Genomic DNA, 15,012 nt, shown 5'->3' on the forward strand with positions numbered 1-15,012 from the left:
ATGAGAGAGGCCCAGGTCAGCGGGTATTCACCCGGAGACCTGGGCCTTGAGCTTTTCCCCGGCTTCTATCCTGGCGCGGTGACGCCTCCCGATCTGCTGTTGCGGGCCCTGCACGACGCGGGAAACCCGCCCTTGCGTCCGCTGCCGGACCGAGTGGCGGAGCTTCTGAGGAAGCTTGACGCTCCTCCGCGTCTCGCGGCTCATCTGCGGGCCGTTCATGATGTCGCGCACCGACTTGTCGACTGGTTGGAGGAGTGGCAGCCGGCACTGCGCTTCGACCGCGATGCCGTGCTCTTTGGGGCCGCCACGCATGACGTAGGGAAGACGGCGCACGTCGGTGAACTGTCCGGGCCCGGCTCCGCGCACGAGGAGGCCGGACGTGAACTGCTGCTGGCCCAGGGCGTCAGCGCCGAGCTGGCCCGGTTCGCGGGGACCCACGCGGCCTGGACCGGGCCGGACATCGGGATCGAGGATCTGCTGGTGAGCGTGGCCGACAAGATCTGGAAGAACAAGCGGGTCCAGGAGCTGGAGGATCTCGTGGTGGCTCGGCTGGCCGAGGCGAGTGGACGGACGAGGTGGGAGGAGTTCCTGGCGTTCGACGACGTCCTCGGGGTCCTCGGTGACGGAGCGGACCAGCGGTTGGCTTTCCAGGCGTCCTATCCGGTGCGCCGGGCCCATTGAGACCGGCCCACTGAGAACTGGCCCACTGAGACCGGCCCACTGAGACCGGCCCGTTGAAACCGGCCCATTGAAAGCAGAAGGGCGACACGATGGCGACCGAGGCGGCTCCGGGCACTGCGGTCCCGGATCACGTGCGTATCCCCGACACGAAGGCCGGGGGCACGGTCATTCTGCTCAACGGCACGTCCAGCTCCGGGAAGAGCAGCATCGCCCGGGAACTGCTCGGCGTTCTCGACGGGACGTGGTTCCACATGCCGGTGGACGTCTTCCATTCCATGCGGGGCGGCAGTGAGTTGGCCGACGGCGATCTTCAGGCGGAGATCGACCGCACGGTCAAGGGCTTCCACCGGGCCGTCGCGGGTATGGCGGCCGGTGGCAACAACGTCGTCGTCGACCATCCGCTGAGTCGTCGTTGGCGGTTGCTCGATCTTCTCGACCTGCTCGTGCCCGGGGACACCGTTCTGGTCGGGGTGCGCTGTCCGCTGCCCGAGCTGGAGCGGCGTGAGGCCGAGCGCGGGGACCGGCAGCGGGGGCTGGCCGCCATGCAGTACGACGCGGTCCACTCCCACGAACTGCATGACCTCGACGTCGACACCAGTCTTCAGAGCCCGCTGGAATGCGCTCTTCGCGTACGGGACTTCCTGGCGGACCGCCCGCGACCCACGGCCTTCGAGACGCTCCGGCGGACTCTGCGTACACCTCGCAATCCTCCGAATCCTCCGAAGGCGGACTGAGCCTTCGCGTTCACACCGGGTCCTCGTGGGCGTGCTTCAGGCTCGCGCGGGCGTCGACCGTTTCCGCGGGGATGACCTCCGACCAGAAGCGGTGGCAGCTCACGAACACGGCGAGTTCGCGCTCGCGCTGTCGGAGCTTCTCCACCTCGGCCTGTTCGTCCGCCGTCCAGCCGGGGGAGGCGGGCCGTTCCACCTTGCGCCAGCCGTTGGTGTCGCTGAAGCCGTCCAGGGGCTCGACCGACCAGGGGAGACGCTTCAGCAGGGCCAGTAGCTCGGCCCGGACCTGATGCAGCTCCTCCTGACCGGCCAGGAGGTCACTCGGAAAGTCATAGGTCGCAGCCACACGGCAATGGTACGCCTGTTCGATTTTGGGATGCGAGTTCCTTCCGGGACTTCACGCGAACGGGTGTGGCCGAGCCCTCGCGAACGGCAGGCCGCCGTCCGGCTACCGTGGGGGCTGCGGCCGCTGGAAAACGGGGTGCGGGGGTGCGGGGCCGACGCCTAGCGTGTCGGCCATGCGCGTCGTCTTCACCAAGGGCCCCGGTACGAGTTACGACATCTCGGTGCACCGCGAGAGCGGCGCGGCGCTGGCCCCGCGCAACGGTCCCGGCGGACATCCCTACCTGCCGCACGACCTGGTCCACTTCCTGGTCGAGGCGGAGGCAGGGATCAGGCTCGGGGTGTACGGGCGACTGGCCGCCGGTGACAACGGCCTGTTCTGGCCCGCGGACCCCGCCGAACGGAACAAGGCGGCACGCCGCCGCAAGTCGAAGCCGGTTCAGCCGTCCCCGCAGGCGCGGGCGGACATGGCGCGCTCGGAGGAGCTGGCGGGCATCGCCGTGCCGGTCTGGGAGGTACGCCGCGGCCACGCGAAGACCCTCCCCGCGTATGTACGCGCCGACGAGCTCCCCCCGGTCGTCGACCGCATCGTGACCCGCCTCGACGAGCACGCGGACCGCTGGCACGCCCTGCCGGTGGGCGGCTCCCTCGAACTCACCTGGTAGGCCCGAGCCACTCGACCCTGCGGGGGCAGGACCCCTGCGCACCCGCCCCGCAGCTCGAGCCGACCGAAAGGCGACCGCAGGCTCAACCGGCCGCCGCGCCGAACCACTTGGGCAGGTGGCCGAGCAGATCCCGCTGGTCGTCACCGACCCACGCCACGTGGCCGTCCGGCCGCAACAGCACTGCGGGTGCGTCCAGTTCCTCGCTGACGTCGACGACGTGGTCGACCCGGTCCGCCCAACCCGCCACCGAAAGGCGGCCGGTCTGGTCGAGCAGCAGTCCGCGGCCGCCGTGCGTCAGCTCATAGAGGCGGCCCTGCTTCAGCTTCACGTCCCGCATCCGCCGGCCGAGCAGTTCGTGGCCCTCGCCGAAGTCGTAGCGGATCTCGACCGCGGTGATCATCCCGGTCACGTACCGGTTCACCTCCTCGAAGTCCATCAGCTTCGAGAACAGCTCCCGCAGCGCGGTCGCACCCGCGTCGGCCCCAAGGAGCGTGATCTGCGCGCGGGTGTTGTCCAGCACGCGGGCGCCCACCGGGTGCCGTTCGGTGTGGTAACTGTCCAACAGCCCTTCCGGAGCCCAGCCGTTGACTGCGGCGGCCAGCTTCCAGCCGAGGTTGAACGCGTCCTGCACACCGAGGTTGAGCCCCTGTCCGCCGGTCGGCGGGTGGATGTGCGCCGCGTCGCCGGCCAGCAGCACCCGGCCGACCCGGTAGCGCTCGGCCTGCCGGGTGGCGTCGCCGAACCGGGACAGCCAGCGCGGCGAGTGGACGCCGAAGTCGGTGCCGGCGAACGCCCGCAGCTGCTTCTTGAAGTCGTCGAGGGTCGGCTCGGCGGCACGGTCCTCGGTCACCCCGTCGGCGGGCACGACGACGCGGCACACCCCGTTCTCATCGGGTGGGGCGACGCCGAACCGCAGTTGGGTCTTGTGGACCTCCTCGACGGTGGCGGCGATCGTCGCCGGATCCTCGGTCACCTCCATTTCCCCGAGCAGCGTCTCGACCTTGGCGGGCTCGCCGGGGAAACCGACGCCGAGCAGCTTGCGCACCGCACTGCGGCCGCCGTCGGCCCCGACGAGGTAGCGCGAGCGCAACCGCGTACCGTCCGCCAGCTCGACGGTCACTCCGGCCCCGTCTTCGTCCCCGTCGTCCTCGGACTGGCTCAGCCCGACCACTTCGCAGCCGCGCCTGATCTCCGTACCGAGTTCGAGGGCACGCTCGTTGAGCAGCCGTTCGGTGAGCGGCTGCGGGGTGGCGACGCCGTACGGGTGAGCCGTGTCCAACCGGTCCGGCCACGGCTTCGCGATGCCGCCGAAGAGACCGCCGACCTGGAACTTCTCGCTCACCGCGAGGAATCGGTCGAGCAGGCCGCGCTGGTCCATCATCTCGACGCTGCGCGCGTGCAGGCCCTGCCCGCGGGACTGCGTGGTCGGCTCGGTCAACTTCTCCAGCACGACCACCTGCACGTCGTGCAGCCGCAACTCGGCGGCCAGCATCAAGCCGGTCGGTCCGCCGCCGACCACGATCACGTCAATCATCGATACACCCGTTCAACGAAACTGGTTTTCGGCCCGGCCGACCCGCGCAAATCCGGAGGCACGCGCTCCGAAAATCTGCCATTTCCGCAGGTCCTGGCCTTGGCCGACCATTCTGCGACACCACCCGGGCCTTGCCGCAAGCCCCCCGGTGCGCTATACGTTGAGAAGGGCAAGGAGTACGAACTCTCCTTGCCCTTCGTCGTGCAGTGGTCTCTTGGCTCAGCCCAAGGTGCGGACGAACACATCCCCGATCAGGTTCGTGTCATCGGGGACCAGGCCGGGGTAGTAGGAGTCGAAGACCACCGTCGACTCGTCCGCGCTGAGCGCCGCTCGCCCCACGGTGACGGGACTGCCGTCCTGCCCCGGCGACAGCAATTCCTCGTGGCCGGCGGGCAGATCGCGCAGGATCAGCCCCAGCGACCTGCGGTCCGCGTCCGCCGTGTTCAGGAGCAGCTTCGAGCCGTTCACCGACAGGTCCGAGACCAGGGTGAGATCGGTGGGGGACCGACCGTCGTACCGCTGGAGCGTGCCCGTGCACAGATCACGTACGAAGGCGTTCCAGCCGTTGTTCGGGTCGGCGTCCGGGACCAGGTTGGTGGCCTGCGAGTTGAAGCCGACCTTGGAGCCGTCGGCGCTGAGCACCGGAGCGATCGCCGACATGTCGGCCGGCCCACCGTCATGGGTGGCATCCGCCTGCACGGTCCGCCCGGTCACCCGGTCGTACACCAGGATGTCGCCCTGGTCGTCGGCGGCCGGCCCGGAGTAGCCCTCCAGATAGGCGACCTTGCGGCCGTTGGCGCTCATCGAGATCTGCTGGCACTGGTGGAAGTTCTTGGAGCCGTCCGAGGGCCGGCTGACCCGCTGCACCTGCTGCGTCCGGCGGTCAAGGAGCATGATCCGGCAGGCGAACGCGCCGTGTTCGTCGACCGTGGGGCGGGCGACGAAGGCGACGTACCGTCCATTCGCGCTGATCGGGGCGATGCCGTACGACACTTGGTAGCCCTCGTCCATCGCGGGCGCCAAGCGTTCGATCAGCCCGGTGTGCAGGTCCATGACGTGCACGGAGGAGGTCGCGGTCGTGGCCGAGTACGAGGTGAAGGTCAGGTAGCGCCCCGACTCGGACAGTTGGGGCGTCGACGTCGTCTCGCCGGGCACCACCACACGCTGCAGCGGTGCGCCCGGAGCCGTCCGGTAGAAGACGTTGTTCCGCACGTCCGTACCGGCCACCAGGTTGGTCGCCGTCGACGCGAAGGCGACGACGCGTCCGTCCGCGCTGACCACCGGATCCACCGAGTGACTGTTTCCGCCGGTGCCGTCTGGGGCCACGCTGATCCGTTCGGTGCTCGGGACCAGGTCGTCGCTCGCCGCCCCCGCGGGCGAGGCGAGACAGGAGACGGCGACCGCCAGCACGGCGGTCAGGGTGATGCGTAAGGAAGGTCTCATCAGGTGGCTCCCCCTTCGGCGGGGGACGGCCACAGCCGCCCCCCGTATCCCGTGCCCCCGGCCCTGCGCAGAGGACTCACAAGGATTCACGCGATGAAAGCGCGCCACCTGCCAAGGGTCAATGCATCGGTATCCGATGGGTCCGACGCCTTTCAGACGTGTCCAGGGGTCGTGACGCGCAGGTCGAGGAGCTGTTGGGTGTGCCCTGGTACGTGGTTCTCGGCGAGGCCGGTGATGAGGCTTGCGAGGGGAATCGGCTGGTCCACGACGAGGGTGTCGTTGGACAGGAGGAGCGAGGGCACCAGGACCGAGGCGGCTTCCTCGTTGAGCTGATCGGCGATGTCGCACAGGACGGCGGCCTGGCTTCGGACGTGACTCATCAGGGCTGCCCTGTCCGCGTGTTCGGCGATGATCCGGTCGAGGTTCCAGGTGTCGAGGGAGACCCGGTTGTCGAAGGTGGGTCGCGAGCCGGCGACGACGCCGAGCGCAACCGCTGCGGTCGCGGCATCGACGCTGAGGAGATGGGCCAGGATCTGGTCGGCGTTCCATCCGCCGTCGTCCGCGTCGCCGAGGTCGGGGAGAGCCGCCGCGTCGAGCAGGCTGTCGTAGGCGCTGCGAAGTGCTGACGAGTCCATGAGTTGTGTCCTTTCGGTCGGGCTGTGTCGACTGCCCTTTCAGTCGGGCCGTTTCAACCGCCCTTTTGGTCGGGCTGTGTCGACCCCGAATCCCGCTCCGCCGCCTCGGCGACGCGTTTGATGTTCGCCAGGCGCCGGTCCCAGTCGGCGGCGAGTGAGGCCATCCACCGTGCCGTCGTGTCGAGCGCCGCGGGCCGGACCGCGTACCGGACCTCGCGTCCGACCCTGCTGCCGGAGACCAGTCCGGCGGCGTCCAGGACGGCGAGGTGCTTGACCACCGCCTGCCGGGAGACGGGAAGCCGTTCGGCGAGTGTCGTCGCGGTGGCCTCGCCCTGTGCGGCGAGCAGGTCGAGCAACTGACGTCGCGTCGGGTCGGCCAGCGCGCCGAGGACGCTGTCGACGGCCTCGGCGGCGCCGGTACGTTCTGCGGTCACGTGGACGGCTGTTCCGCGCGCGTCTTGAGCGCGTCGAGCTCCAGGGGCCAGCCTTCGCTGTGGTCCTTGAGGTTCTGACTGCGCAGTTCCTCGGACCCGGCCAGCGCCGCGAACCCGCTCTCGACGACGCGCAGCCGCGTCTGGTCGCCCTCCTGGGTCAATGTGAACTCCACGAGGGTGCTGTTGTCCTCGCGCAGCTCTTCTCCAGGGAACGCGCTGGTCCAGCGGTACGCCAGGTACGTCGGCGGCTCGACCTTCTCCACGCGCACCGGGAAGTCGCCGTGCTCTGCGTTCTTCGCCACCATCGTCTCGCCCTCCTTGGCCACGGTGCCGGGCAGACTCGCCTTGTCGGCCACCCAGAACCCGGGTTGGGCCACCAGCGACCAGACCCGCTCCAGGGGTGCCGAGATAAGGGTTTCGCGTTCGATTCGGTCCGAGCTCATGAGCTGACTCCGTTCATCGCCGCCATTGACTTGCAACCCCAGAGTTGCACAACGGGGCCCTAGGCGCAACCCACCGGTTGCACTTCGCGAGGAGGTGGCATCAGCCCAGACTGTTCAGTTTCAACTGGACAGTCCAGACTGAATAAATTAGCTTGGTGGCATGGACAAAGACGGTGGCGTGGACAAAGGCATCGAGGCCCCCGAGGGCATCTCCGGGTCCGCCGCCCGCGCCGCACTCGATCTGCGCGTGGCGTTCAGCCGGCTGCGGCGGCGGATCAGGGAGGTCTCCGAGACGGACGACCTCACGCCTTCGCAGGTGTCCGCGCTCACCCTGGTGAGCAAGAGCGGGGCCGCCACGGCCAGCGCGCTCGCGGCCGCCGAGGGGGTCCGCCCGCAGTCGATGGCCACCACCCTCGCCGCACTCGACGAGCAGGGGCTGATCGAGCGCAGCCCGGATCCGAACGACGGCCGGCGTCAGCTCGTCACGCTGACCGACGCCGGCCGCGAGCGCGTCGAGGGCACCCGGCAGGCCCGCGAGGAGTGGCTGGCCCGGGCCTTCCAGGACCGCTGCACGGAGGCCGAGCGGCAGACCGTCGTCGAGGCGATGGCCGTACTGGAACGGCTCACCCGGCAGTGATACCGAAACTCGCCCGCTCCACCAGGCCGCCGCGCGCGGCCCCGACGGGCTTCGACCGGCGCCTGATCGCCCCGATGGTCCTCGGTTCCGTACTCAACCCGGTCAACTCCTCGATGATCGCGGTGGCGTTGGTGCCGATCGGGGCCGCCTTCGGGGCGCCGCCCTCGGAGACGGCGTGGCTCGTCTCCGCGCTCTACCTCGCCACCGCCGTCGGCCAGCCCGTCATCGGGCGGCTGGTCGACACGTACGGACCCCGTCGCCTCTACCTCATCGGTACGGGGCTGGTCGGGATCGCCGGAATCCTCGGTGCCATCGCCCCCTCCCTGGGCGTGCTGATCGCCGCCCGGGTGCTGCTCGGATTCGGTACGTCGGCCGCGTATCCCGCGTCCATGTACCTCACCCGGAGCGAGGCCGAGCGCACCGGGCACGACAGCCCGACCGGCGTCCTGACCGCGCTCTCGGTCGCCAACCAGAGTGTCGTCGTCATCGGCCCCACACTGGGCGGACTGCTCATCGGCGCGGGCGGCTGGCGGATCGTCTTCACCGTCAACATCCCGTTGTCGCTGGCCTGTCTGGTGCTCGGCTCGCTGCGCCTGCCGAAGCATTCGTTCGCGACGCCGCCTGCGAAGCGGGCCGTGGACCTCGTGGGCATGGTGCTGTTCGCCGCGATGCTCGTCTCGCTGATGCTGTTCCTGATGAACCCGGGCGTCGCCGGCCTGTATCTCCTCGGGCTGACAGCCGTCGCGGGCAGTGGGCTCGTCCTGCGGGAACTGCGCGTCGCGGAGCCCTTCATCGATCTGCGGGTGCTCGGCGGGAACCTGCCCATGCTGGCCACGTTCCTGCGCCAGTTCCTGGCCTTCACCGCCGTGTACGCGTTCCTGTACGGCTTCACGCAGTGGCTGGAGGAGGGGCGCGGGCTGAACGCCTCCGCCGCCGGACTCCTGCTGCTGCCGCTGTCGTTGACCGCGCTGGCCTTCGCCGGCGCCACCGGACGGCGTGAGGCCGTCCGCGCCAAGCTGGTCGTCGGCAGCCTCGCGCAGATCGCCGGCTGTGCGGTGCTCCTTGTGGTGGGCTCCGGCTCCCCGGTCTGGCTGCTCGCCGCCGCGGGCGTCCTCATGGGCGTACCGCAAGGTCTCAACGGCCTCGCCAACCAGACCGCCCTCTACCGGCAGGCCGACCCCGACCGCATCGGCTCCGCCGCCGGACTGCTGCGCACCTTCACCTACCTCGGCGCGATGGGCGCCTCCGCCGCCACCGCGGCCTTCTTCGCCCACGGCGCCGACACCCACGGGCTGCACGAGCTGGCCCTGTTCATGCTCGCCGGAGCCGTGCTGCTCCTGGCCGTGACCCTCCTCGACCGTTCCCTCCGCACCATCACCCCCACCCCCGGAACCCCTGTTTCCGGATCTGGAAAGGCCTGACCATGGCACTCACCACGCTCGACCCCCGTACCGCGCTCGTCCTCATCGATCTGCAGAACGGGATCGTCGGGAACCCCGGCCTCGCCCCGTACCCCGCCGCCGAGGTCCTGGAGCGCGCGAGCCAGCTCGCCGACGCCTTCCGCGGCCACGGCCTCCCCGTCGTCCTCGTACGGGTCACCGCGGCCGCCGACGGATCGGACGCCGCGCCCGGCCGGATCGACGGCGGCAGCCACCCCCGCACCTGGCCGGAGGGTTGGGACGTCATCGCCGACAAGCTGGCCGGGCACCCCGAGGACATCACCGTCACCAAGCGGAACTGGGGCGCCTTCTACGGCACCGACCTGGACCTGCACCTGCGCCGCCGCGGGATCACCCAGATCGTGCTGGCAGGCATCGCCACCAGCATCGGCGTGGAGTCCAGCGCCCGCGCCGCCCACGAACACGGCTACCACGTCACCCTCGCCACCGACGCGATGACCGACATCGACGCCGACACCCACCGCAACAGCGTGGAGCGGATCTTCCCCCGCCTCGGCGAGACGGGGACGACGGCCGAGGTCGTCGAGCTGCTGGCGAAGACCCGCCCCTGACGAGGCTCCGGCCCCCTGGAGGCCGTAGGCGGCGGGTCAGCGACCCGTCGCCGCCAACTCCCGCACCAGCGCGCTCGCCACCGGCACGGGCACCCCGTACCGCTCGGCCGCCCGCAGCAACGCCCCGCCGATCGCGTCCAGTTCGAGCGGACGGCCCGCCTCGGCGTCGCGCTGCATGGAGGACTTGGTGCCGTGCGGGAAGGAGTCGTAACGGGCGAGGGCGGCGGCCGGATCGGCCGGAGCGCCGCACGCGGTGCTGACGGCCGCCGTCTCCTCGGCCAGCGCTGTCAACTCCTCGCGGTGGAGCGTGCGTACGTCGCCGAGCGGCAGCCCGTAGCGGGTGGTCAGCAGGGCGAGGGGCGCGAGGAAGGACATCTTCGCCCACAGCGTCGCCGCCTCGCCGTCCTGGACACGGGTGCCGATGCCGGTCCCGGCCAGGGCTCCCGCGAGAGCGTCCAACTGCTCGCGCCCGACCGTCTCGCCGGTCAGGTCGACCTCCGCGAAGGGACTGTCGTGCTCGATCAGCCCCGGGGCCACGCGAGTCGACTCCACGCGGATCACCGCGGGCGCCACCCGGCTCGGGCCGTAGCGCTCGCGCAGGGCCGCCGGGTGTTCGACGCCGTTCAGGAACGGTACGAGCAGGCCGTCGCCCGGCGCGTTCACCGGGACCCGCTGCAGGGCCGCGTCGAGCGCCGTGGCCTTGACCGCGATCAGGCAGGCGTCCACGGGCTCGCGCAGCTCGGTGTCCGCCTCGACACGCGCCATGAAGTCGCCGAAGGGCCCGCTGCGCACGCGCATGCCGTCCGCCCTCAGCGTCCGTGCGGTCTCGTCCCCGGCCAGGCAGATCACCCGGTGCCCGGCACGGGACAGCAGTGCGGCGAGCAGGCCGCCGATGCCGCCGGGGCCCAGGACGGCGACCGTCATAGGTGTGACTTGCTCTTTGGTCATGTCTGTTCGGTCCTCTCGTCGGTCGGCCCCCGGGAAGGGTGGCCGCCTCGGAGTGGATCATCGCAGCCGGTACGGGAGTCCCGAAACCCCGGGGGCTGCAGACGTTGCCCGGGGTACGCGCGACACTGGACGTATGTGCCGCAGCATCAAGACACTCCGCCCGCCCGTGATCCCCGAAGAGGCCACCGAGGAGGAGATCCGCGCCGCCGCGCTCCAGTACGTCCGCAAGGTGTCCGGCTTCCGCGCCCCCGCCGCCCACAACCGTGAGGTCTTCGACCAGGCGGTCGAGGCGATCGCGGCGGCCACCGCCGAACTCCTGGGCGGCTTGGAGGTACGCGGGGCGGCGGCCCAGCGAGCGTGAGCGCTCCGCTGTTGGTCCGGTGCGTCGTCTGCGGGTCCGTCGTGGCTGGTCGCGCAGTTCCCCGCGCCCCTTTGGGGCGCTGCGCTGGACCCCCGCTTATGCCCCGCTGCCCAGATCCTCGGTAGCCGGTCGCCGCATCAGGTACGCCGCCCCCGCGCCCGCGCCGAACAGCGCCACGAGTGAAACCCCCGTGGCGAGCCAGGTCGCGCCCAGCCACTGGCCGCCGAAGTAGCCGAGAGCGACGCTGTAGACGGCCCAGGACAGGCCCGCGAGGATCGACCAGGGCAGGAACTCGCGGACGCGGCGGTGGGCCGCGCCGGCGCCGAGTGAGACGACCGAGCGGCCGGCCGGGGCGAAGCGGGCGATGACGACCAGCGGGCCGCCGCCCCGTGCGAGGGCCGCGCCGAGACGTTCCTGCGCGCTGGTCAGGCGGCGGGAGCGGGCGATGGCACGGTCGAGGCGTTCGCCGCCGCGCCAGGCCAGGCGGTACGCCACGAGGTCGCCCAGCACCGAGGCGGTGGCCGCGGACAGGGTGAGGAACAGGATGTCGGGCACCGCCTGCGGGACCTCGCCGGTCGCGGTGCCCGCCGCCGCGGCGGTGGCGGCCATGATGACCAGTACGCCGCTGGGCAGTACCGGCAGGAAGACGTCGAGCAGGACCGACAGGGCCACCGCCGCGTAGATCCATGGGCTGCCGGTCAGCGACCCCACACTCTCAAGCACCGAAACACTCCCCTGTACTCCCCCGTAGGCACAACCACGCCGCGGCGTAGCGGGGAGCGGCAAGGCGGCCTGTGACAGCCATACAGCGTACGCGGGGGGTGTGACAGGAGTTCCACGGGGGGCTCGTGGGTCTCTCACATCACGTTCACCCGGCTGCCGCCCCCGCACGGCGCGCGGCGCCGACTTCCCGTACCAACGAAGCAGGGGGATCGACGCGGTGGGGGTGCGCACAGACCCAAGAGGAGTTGGACAGCGATGGTGGCAGGGATATTCGTAGGCGCTCTGGCGTCGGCCGTACTGGCGGCGGGCAGCGGCGGTACGGCCGCCCCCGACGGCTACTGGATGAAGACGGACGCGCGCTTCGCGCCGCCCACCGCCCTCGTCCCGTCGGCGGCACTGACGTACGACATGTCGCTCGTGCCCGCGGCGGCCCACATCCAGGTGAGCCAGCACATCGAGGCGAGCGGGGCGACGACCGTGCGGCTGAAGGCGGAGGGGCTGAAGCCGGGGTACGTGTACGGCGTGCATGTGCACCAGAAGCCGTGCGCCGCCGATCCCGCCGCCGCAGGCGGGCACTACCAGCACACCGTGGATCCGGTGCAGCCGTCGAAGGACCCTGCCTACGCCAACGCCGAGAACGAGGTCTGGCTGGACTTCAAGGCCGATGCGCAGGGCGCGGGCGAGGCGGTCGCCCGGCACGGCTGGGGCTTCCGGCGCGACGGGGCCACCTCCGTGGTGCTGCACGACGAGAAGGGCATGAGCGGCTCCCGGGTGGGCTGCTTCACGGTTCCGTTCGGATGGGTGACCGGAACGGGCTGAGCGCGTAACGGCGACGGCGCCCACCCCTTCGTACGAGGGGATGGGCGCCGCCTTCGTACGACGGGATGTGCGCCGTCGCGTGAGCGATCAGACGGCGACGGGCTGCGAGGTCCGCTTGTCCGCCGGGTCCGAGGTGGTGCGGGAGGCGAAGACACGGTCGATACCGAAGGCGCCGGAGCCGGTGAAGACCAGCAGCAGGAAGGCCCAGCAGAACATCGCCGAGGCCTCGCCGCCGTTCTGGATCGGCCACAGGGCGCCCTGCTGGTGCACGTCGAAGTACGCGTACGCCATCGAGCCGGAGGCGATGAACGCGGCGGCGCGGGTGCCGAGGCCGAGCAGGACGAGGGTGCCGCCGACGAGCTGGATCACGGCCGCGTACCAGCCGGGCCAGGTGCCGGCGTCGATGCTGCCGCCGCCCGCCGCGCCACCGAGGACGCCGAAGAGGGAGGCGGCGCCGTGGCAGGCGAAGAGCAGGCCGACGACGATGCGGAACAGGCCGACGGCATAGGGCTGGGCGCTGTTGAGGCGTCCGGACATGGGGGGTCTCCTTCGGTCGGGCCGGTCCTGTGGGGCGGACCGGTCGTGGGGGACGGAACCGAGTGAGCCACCTACGTTAGGTGAACCTAATCAATGCTTGCAAGTTCAACATTCAGCCACGGACCCGCTTCCGCTTGCGCTTCCGTTTCGGCTGTCGTCGCACGTAGTGCCACCCGTAGTACCGCCCGCGCCACCGCGTCGGCGTCCGAAAGCGTGACCGAATCCACCCCCGGTCTGGCCCCGGCCGCGGTCACCCAGTGCACCCCTTCCGTGGGCACCCCGAACGCGAACCGCCTTGTGTGCGCCTGCCCTTGACGGTCAATCAGACGATAGGGGCGAGGTGTTACGTCCAGCCCTCCGGTTTCGTAACCGTCAACCGTGTGCGGGCGGCACCGGCCCGTCTTCAGCAGCCGCCCGAGCAGCTCGTCGGCCGTCCGCCGCACGTCCGCTTCCGGCAGCCGCGCCTCTATGAGCGTCGTCGCGCGTACGGCGGAACCCGGCACGTCGGGGGAGTGCGCGACCCAGGCCCCGTCCTCGGCCCGTACTTCGAGGCGGGGTCCGAGAACAGTCAGCGTGCCCGCCTCGATCAGCGCCGCCATCTCCTCGACGCGCTGCCGGGGCGGCCCGATGGAGAGGAAGGCGTTGAGCGGCGTGTACCAGCGGTCAAGGTGCTCGCGGCGCGAAGCACCCGACAGGCCGCCGTGATCCACGATCTGCCGCAGCTCGTTGCGCAGGTCCCGCAGCACGTCGAGGGCGGCTTTGAGCGGGCCCTCGACATTGCCGAGCGCGGCCTGCTCGGCGTCCTCGCGCAGATACCCGAGCAGCCAGTCCCGCCAGGCATCGGGCCCCGTGAAGACCTGACCGGCGTACGGGCGTGAAATGCGGTCCCAGGACCAGCGGTTGGCGGCGGGAACCTCGAACTCGTCGAGAAGCGCGGCCTCTTGGGGACTCCGGTGGGGGACGGCCAGGAAGCGGTCCCGGAACGGCCCCGCCCCAGCCTGCTCCAACAGCCCCTCGTAATAGACCGTTTCCACCTCCTTCGCCACCAGTGGCCATATCTCGCGCAGGAAGTCGGGCGCGTCACCGGAGTCCGCGCGCTTGCGGAAGCCGGCGATCACGTCGTCGGTGAGGACGACGGGAAGGTGCCGGCCGTAGGGGCCCTTCGCGTTGTCGCCGCGGGCCTGGTGCGGGATGCCGCGGCGGGAGCCGGCGTACAGGCGGGGCTCCTCGCCCGAGGGGAGGTAGCGCAGGCCCTGGCGGGTGCGGGTGAAGCGGCCGCCGCGGCCCGTGGTCAACAGGGCCATGTGGTCGAAGAAGTTGAGGCCGAGGCCGCGCAGCAGGACGGGTTCGCCGGGGGCGGGCGCGGAGAGGTCGACGTCGGCCGGGTTGGCGGGCAGCACGCGGCGCAGGCCGTGCCGTTCGGCGTACGCGGTGAGGTGTCTGTCCGCGGGATCGGCGAGGACCGGCAGATGGCCCTGCGCGAGGACCACGGCGGCGAGCCCCGACAACGTGCGGCCGGTGGAGAGGGTGAGTGTCTGACGGCCGTCGCGCGCGTCGTCGAGCCGGGTCGCGCGGGCGGTGTGCACCTCGACCCGCACCTCGGACGGTGCCCCGCGCACGACCCTGCCGAAGACCCACTCCAGGTAACGGCCGTACTGGGCGCGGGTCGGATAGTCGTCCGGGCCCAGCTCGCCGCCCGCCCACGCGTGCAGGCTCGGCCCCGGGCGTATCGGCCCCGAGCAGTCCACGCTCTCGTCGGTGAACAGGGTCACCTGCGAGGCCACGGTGTTCATCAGCAGCTGCGGCGACTGTGCGGTGCGCCAGACGCGGCCGGGTCCCGGTGGGGCGGGATCGACGACGTGGACGGTCAGCCGCACATCGGGCGGCAGGAGCTCCGGCACGGAGGCGCAGAGGCGTTCCAGGACGCTGGTGCCGCGCGGGCCCGCGCCGACGAGGGCGACCGAGGCGTGGGTGGTCCCGGCGGGCGCGGCGGGTGGTGCGGACAAAGGGGTGACTCCCGGGCGTGTGGGGCGCAGGGCAGCAAACCGCCCACTGGAAGCGGACGGTC

General features: G+C 71.0%; 18 protein-coding genes. 8 read left to right on the top strand and 10 right to left on the bottom strand.

Translation table 11 applies throughout. The annotated features are described in order from the left end of the window. Positions 1-78: 78 nt before the first annotated feature. Positions 79-681, top strand: coding sequence for an HD domain-containing protein (locus OG266_RS31180; RefSeq protein WP_371553026.1), 603 nt, complete (start codon positions 79-81; stop codon positions 679-681). An 89-nt stretch (positions 682-770) separates the two neighbouring features. Beyond that, the gene (locus OG266_RS31185) at positions 771-1,415 is read left to right on the top strand and encodes an AAA family ATPase (RefSeq protein ID WP_371549678.1); all 645 of its coding nucleotides are present in this window, start codon (positions 771-773) and stop codon (positions 1,413-1,415) included. 10 nt (positions 1,416-1,425) lie between these two features. On the opposite strand, the gene OG266_RS31190 is transcribed toward OG266_RS31185, so the two are convergent. Next, positions 1,426-1,758: a hypothetical protein gene (locus OG266_RS31190; RefSeq protein WP_371549679.1), complete on the bottom strand. Its 333-nt coding sequence runs from the start codon at positions 1,756-1,758 to the stop codon at positions 1,426-1,428. 172 nt (positions 1,759-1,930) lie between these two features. On the opposite strand from OG266_RS31190, the gene OG266_RS31195 reads away from it, so the two are divergent. After that, the gene (locus OG266_RS31195; RefSeq protein ID WP_371549681.1) at positions 1,931-2,419 is read left to right on the top strand and encodes a hypothetical protein; all 489 of its coding nucleotides are present in this window, start codon (positions 1,931-1,933) and stop codon (positions 2,417-2,419) included. Between the two features lie 82 nt (positions 2,420-2,501). On the opposite strand, the gene rox is transcribed toward OG266_RS31195, so the two are convergent. From rox to OG266_RS31220, 5 genes are all read right to left on the bottom strand, one after another. Then, complete coding sequence (gene rox, locus OG266_RS31200; protein ID WP_371549683.1) at positions 2,502-3,953, bottom strand: rifampin monooxygenase; 1,452 nt, start codon at positions 3,951-3,953, stop codon at positions 2,502-2,504. 219 nt (positions 3,954-4,172) lie between these two features. Continuing rightward, on the bottom strand, positions 4,173-5,396 hold the full coding sequence (locus OG266_RS31205; protein ID WP_371549685.1) for a TolB family protein: 1,224 nt from the start codon (positions 5,394-5,396) through the stop codon (positions 4,173-4,175). A 152-nt stretch (positions 5,397-5,548) separates the two neighbouring features. Then, a complete protein-coding gene (locus tag OG266_RS31210; protein WP_371549687.1) occupies positions 5,549-6,031 on the bottom strand; it encodes a hypothetical protein in 483 nt (160 codons plus the stop codon). 53 nt (positions 6,032-6,084) lie between these two features. Beyond that, positions 6,085-6,465, bottom strand: a complete 381-nt coding sequence (locus tag OG266_RS31215) for an ArsR/SmtB family transcription factor (RefSeq protein ID WP_371549689.1) — start codon at positions 6,463-6,465, stop codon at positions 6,085-6,087. After that, a complete protein-coding gene (locus OG266_RS31220) occupies positions 6,462-6,908 on the bottom strand; it encodes an SRPBCC domain-containing protein (protein ID WP_371549691.1) in 447 nt (148 codons plus the stop codon). The genes OG266_RS31215 and OG266_RS31220 overlap by 4 nt, the downstream gene beginning before the upstream one ends. Positions 6,909-7,068: 160 nt before the next feature. Here OG266_RS31220 and OG266_RS31225 point away from each other — a divergent pair, with 160 nt between their 5' ends. The 3 genes from OG266_RS31225 to OG266_RS31235 are packed head-to-tail and all read left to right on the top strand — an operon-like array spanning position 7,069 to position 9,556. Next, positions 7,069-7,545, top strand: a complete 477-nt coding sequence (locus OG266_RS31225) for a MarR family winged helix-turn-helix transcriptional regulator (protein WP_371549694.1) — start codon at positions 7,069-7,071, stop codon at positions 7,543-7,545. Then, positions 7,545-8,966: an MFS transporter gene (locus OG266_RS31230; RefSeq protein WP_371553027.1), complete on the top strand. Its 1,422-nt coding sequence runs from the start codon at positions 7,545-7,547 to the stop codon at positions 8,964-8,966. Before OG266_RS31225 ends, OG266_RS31230 begins: the two co-directional genes overlap by 1 nt. A gap of 2 nt (positions 8,967-8,968) precedes the next feature. After that, a complete protein-coding gene (locus OG266_RS31235) occupies positions 8,969-9,556 on the top strand; it encodes a hydrolase (RefSeq protein ID WP_371549695.1) in 588 nt (195 codons plus the stop codon). A 36-nt stretch (positions 9,557-9,592) separates the two neighbouring features. Here the strand turns inward: OG266_RS31235 and OG266_RS31240 are convergent, their stop codons facing one another. Continuing rightward, on the bottom strand, positions 9,593-10,504 hold the full coding sequence (locus OG266_RS31240; RefSeq protein ID WP_371549697.1) for a ketopantoate reductase family protein: 912 nt from the start codon (positions 10,502-10,504) through the stop codon (positions 9,593-9,595). Between the two features lie 133 nt (positions 10,505-10,637). Here OG266_RS31240 and OG266_RS31245 point away from each other — a divergent pair, with 133 nt between their 5' ends. Beyond that, entirely contained in the window at positions 10,638-10,865 is a 228-nt protein-coding gene (locus OG266_RS31245) for a DUF2277 domain-containing protein (protein WP_266463376.1), read from the top strand. A 96-nt stretch (positions 10,866-10,961) separates the two neighbouring features. Here the strand turns inward: OG266_RS31245 and OG266_RS31250 are convergent, their stop codons facing one another. Then, positions 10,962-11,588: a DedA family protein gene (locus OG266_RS31250; protein ID WP_371549700.1), complete on the bottom strand. Its 627-nt coding sequence runs from the start codon at positions 11,586-11,588 to the stop codon at positions 10,962-10,964. 255 nt (positions 11,589-11,843) lie between these two features. On the opposite strand from OG266_RS31250, the gene OG266_RS31255 reads away from it, so the two are divergent. Further along, on the top strand, positions 11,844-12,407 hold the full coding sequence (locus OG266_RS31255; RefSeq protein WP_371549702.1) for a superoxide dismutase family protein: 564 nt from the start codon (positions 11,844-11,846) through the stop codon (positions 12,405-12,407). An 87-nt stretch (positions 12,408-12,494) separates the two neighbouring features. Here the strand turns inward: OG266_RS31255 and OG266_RS31260 are convergent, their stop codons facing one another. Continuing rightward, entirely contained in the window at positions 12,495-12,944 is a 450-nt protein-coding gene (locus OG266_RS31260) for a DoxX family protein (protein WP_371549703.1), read from the bottom strand. Positions 12,945-13,030: 86 nt separating this feature from the next. Then, positions 13,031-14,950, bottom strand: coding sequence for an FAD/NAD(P)-binding protein (locus OG266_RS31265; protein ID WP_371549704.1), 1,920 nt, complete (start codon positions 14,948-14,950; stop codon positions 13,031-13,033). Between the last annotated feature and the right edge of the window lie 62 nt (positions 14,951-15,012).

Source organism: Streptomyces sp. NBC_00554, assembly GCF_041431135.1.
Taxonomy (GTDB): domain Bacteria; phylum Actinomycetota; class Actinomycetes; order Streptomycetales; family Streptomycetaceae; genus Streptomyces.

Excerpts from the sequence above, each read along its gene's own strand:
- OG266_RS31185 (WP_371549678.1), top strand. The coding sequence starts at position 771 with ATGGCGACCGAGGCGGCTCCGGGCACTGCGGTCCCGGATCACGTGCGT.
- OG266_RS31195 (WP_371549681.1), top strand. The coding sequence starts at position 1,931 with ATGCGCGTCGTCTTCACCAAGGGCCCCGGTACGAGTTACGACATCTCG.
- rox (WP_371549683.1), bottom strand. The coding sequence starts at position 3,953 with ATGATTGACGTGATCGTGGTCGGCGGCGGACCGACCGGCTTGATGCTG.
- OG266_RS31205 (WP_371549685.1), bottom strand. The coding sequence starts at position 5,396 with ATGAGACCTTCCTTACGCATCACCCTGACCGCCGTGCTGGCGGTCGCC.
- OG266_RS31210 (WP_371549687.1), bottom strand. The coding sequence starts at position 6,031 with ATGGACTCGTCAGCACTTCGCAGCGCCTACGACAGCCTGCTCGACGCG.
- OG266_RS31220 (WP_371549691.1), bottom strand. The coding sequence starts at position 6,908 with ATGAGCTCGGACCGAATCGAACGCGAAACCCTTATCTCGGCACCCCTG.
- OG266_RS31225 (WP_371549694.1), top strand. The coding sequence starts at position 7,069 with ATGGACAAAGACGGTGGCGTGGACAAAGGCATCGAGGCCCCCGAGGGC.
- OG266_RS31235 (WP_371549695.1), top strand. The coding sequence starts at position 8,969 with ATGGCACTCACCACGCTCGACCCCCGTACCGCGCTCGTCCTCATCGAT.
- OG266_RS31240 (WP_371549697.1), bottom strand. The coding sequence starts at position 10,504 with ATGACCAAAGAGCAAGTCACACCTATGACGGTCGCCGTCCTGGGCCCC.
- OG266_RS31245 (WP_266463376.1), top strand. The coding sequence starts at position 10,638 with ATGTGCCGCAGCATCAAGACACTCCGCCCGCCCGTGATCCCCGAAGAG.
- OG266_RS31255 (WP_371549702.1), top strand. The coding sequence starts at position 11,844 with ATGGTGGCAGGGATATTCGTAGGCGCTCTGGCGTCGGCCGTACTGGCG.
- OG266_RS31260 (WP_371549703.1), bottom strand. The coding sequence starts at position 12,944 with ATGTCCGGACGCCTCAACAGCGCCCAGCCCTATGCCGTCGGCCTGTTC.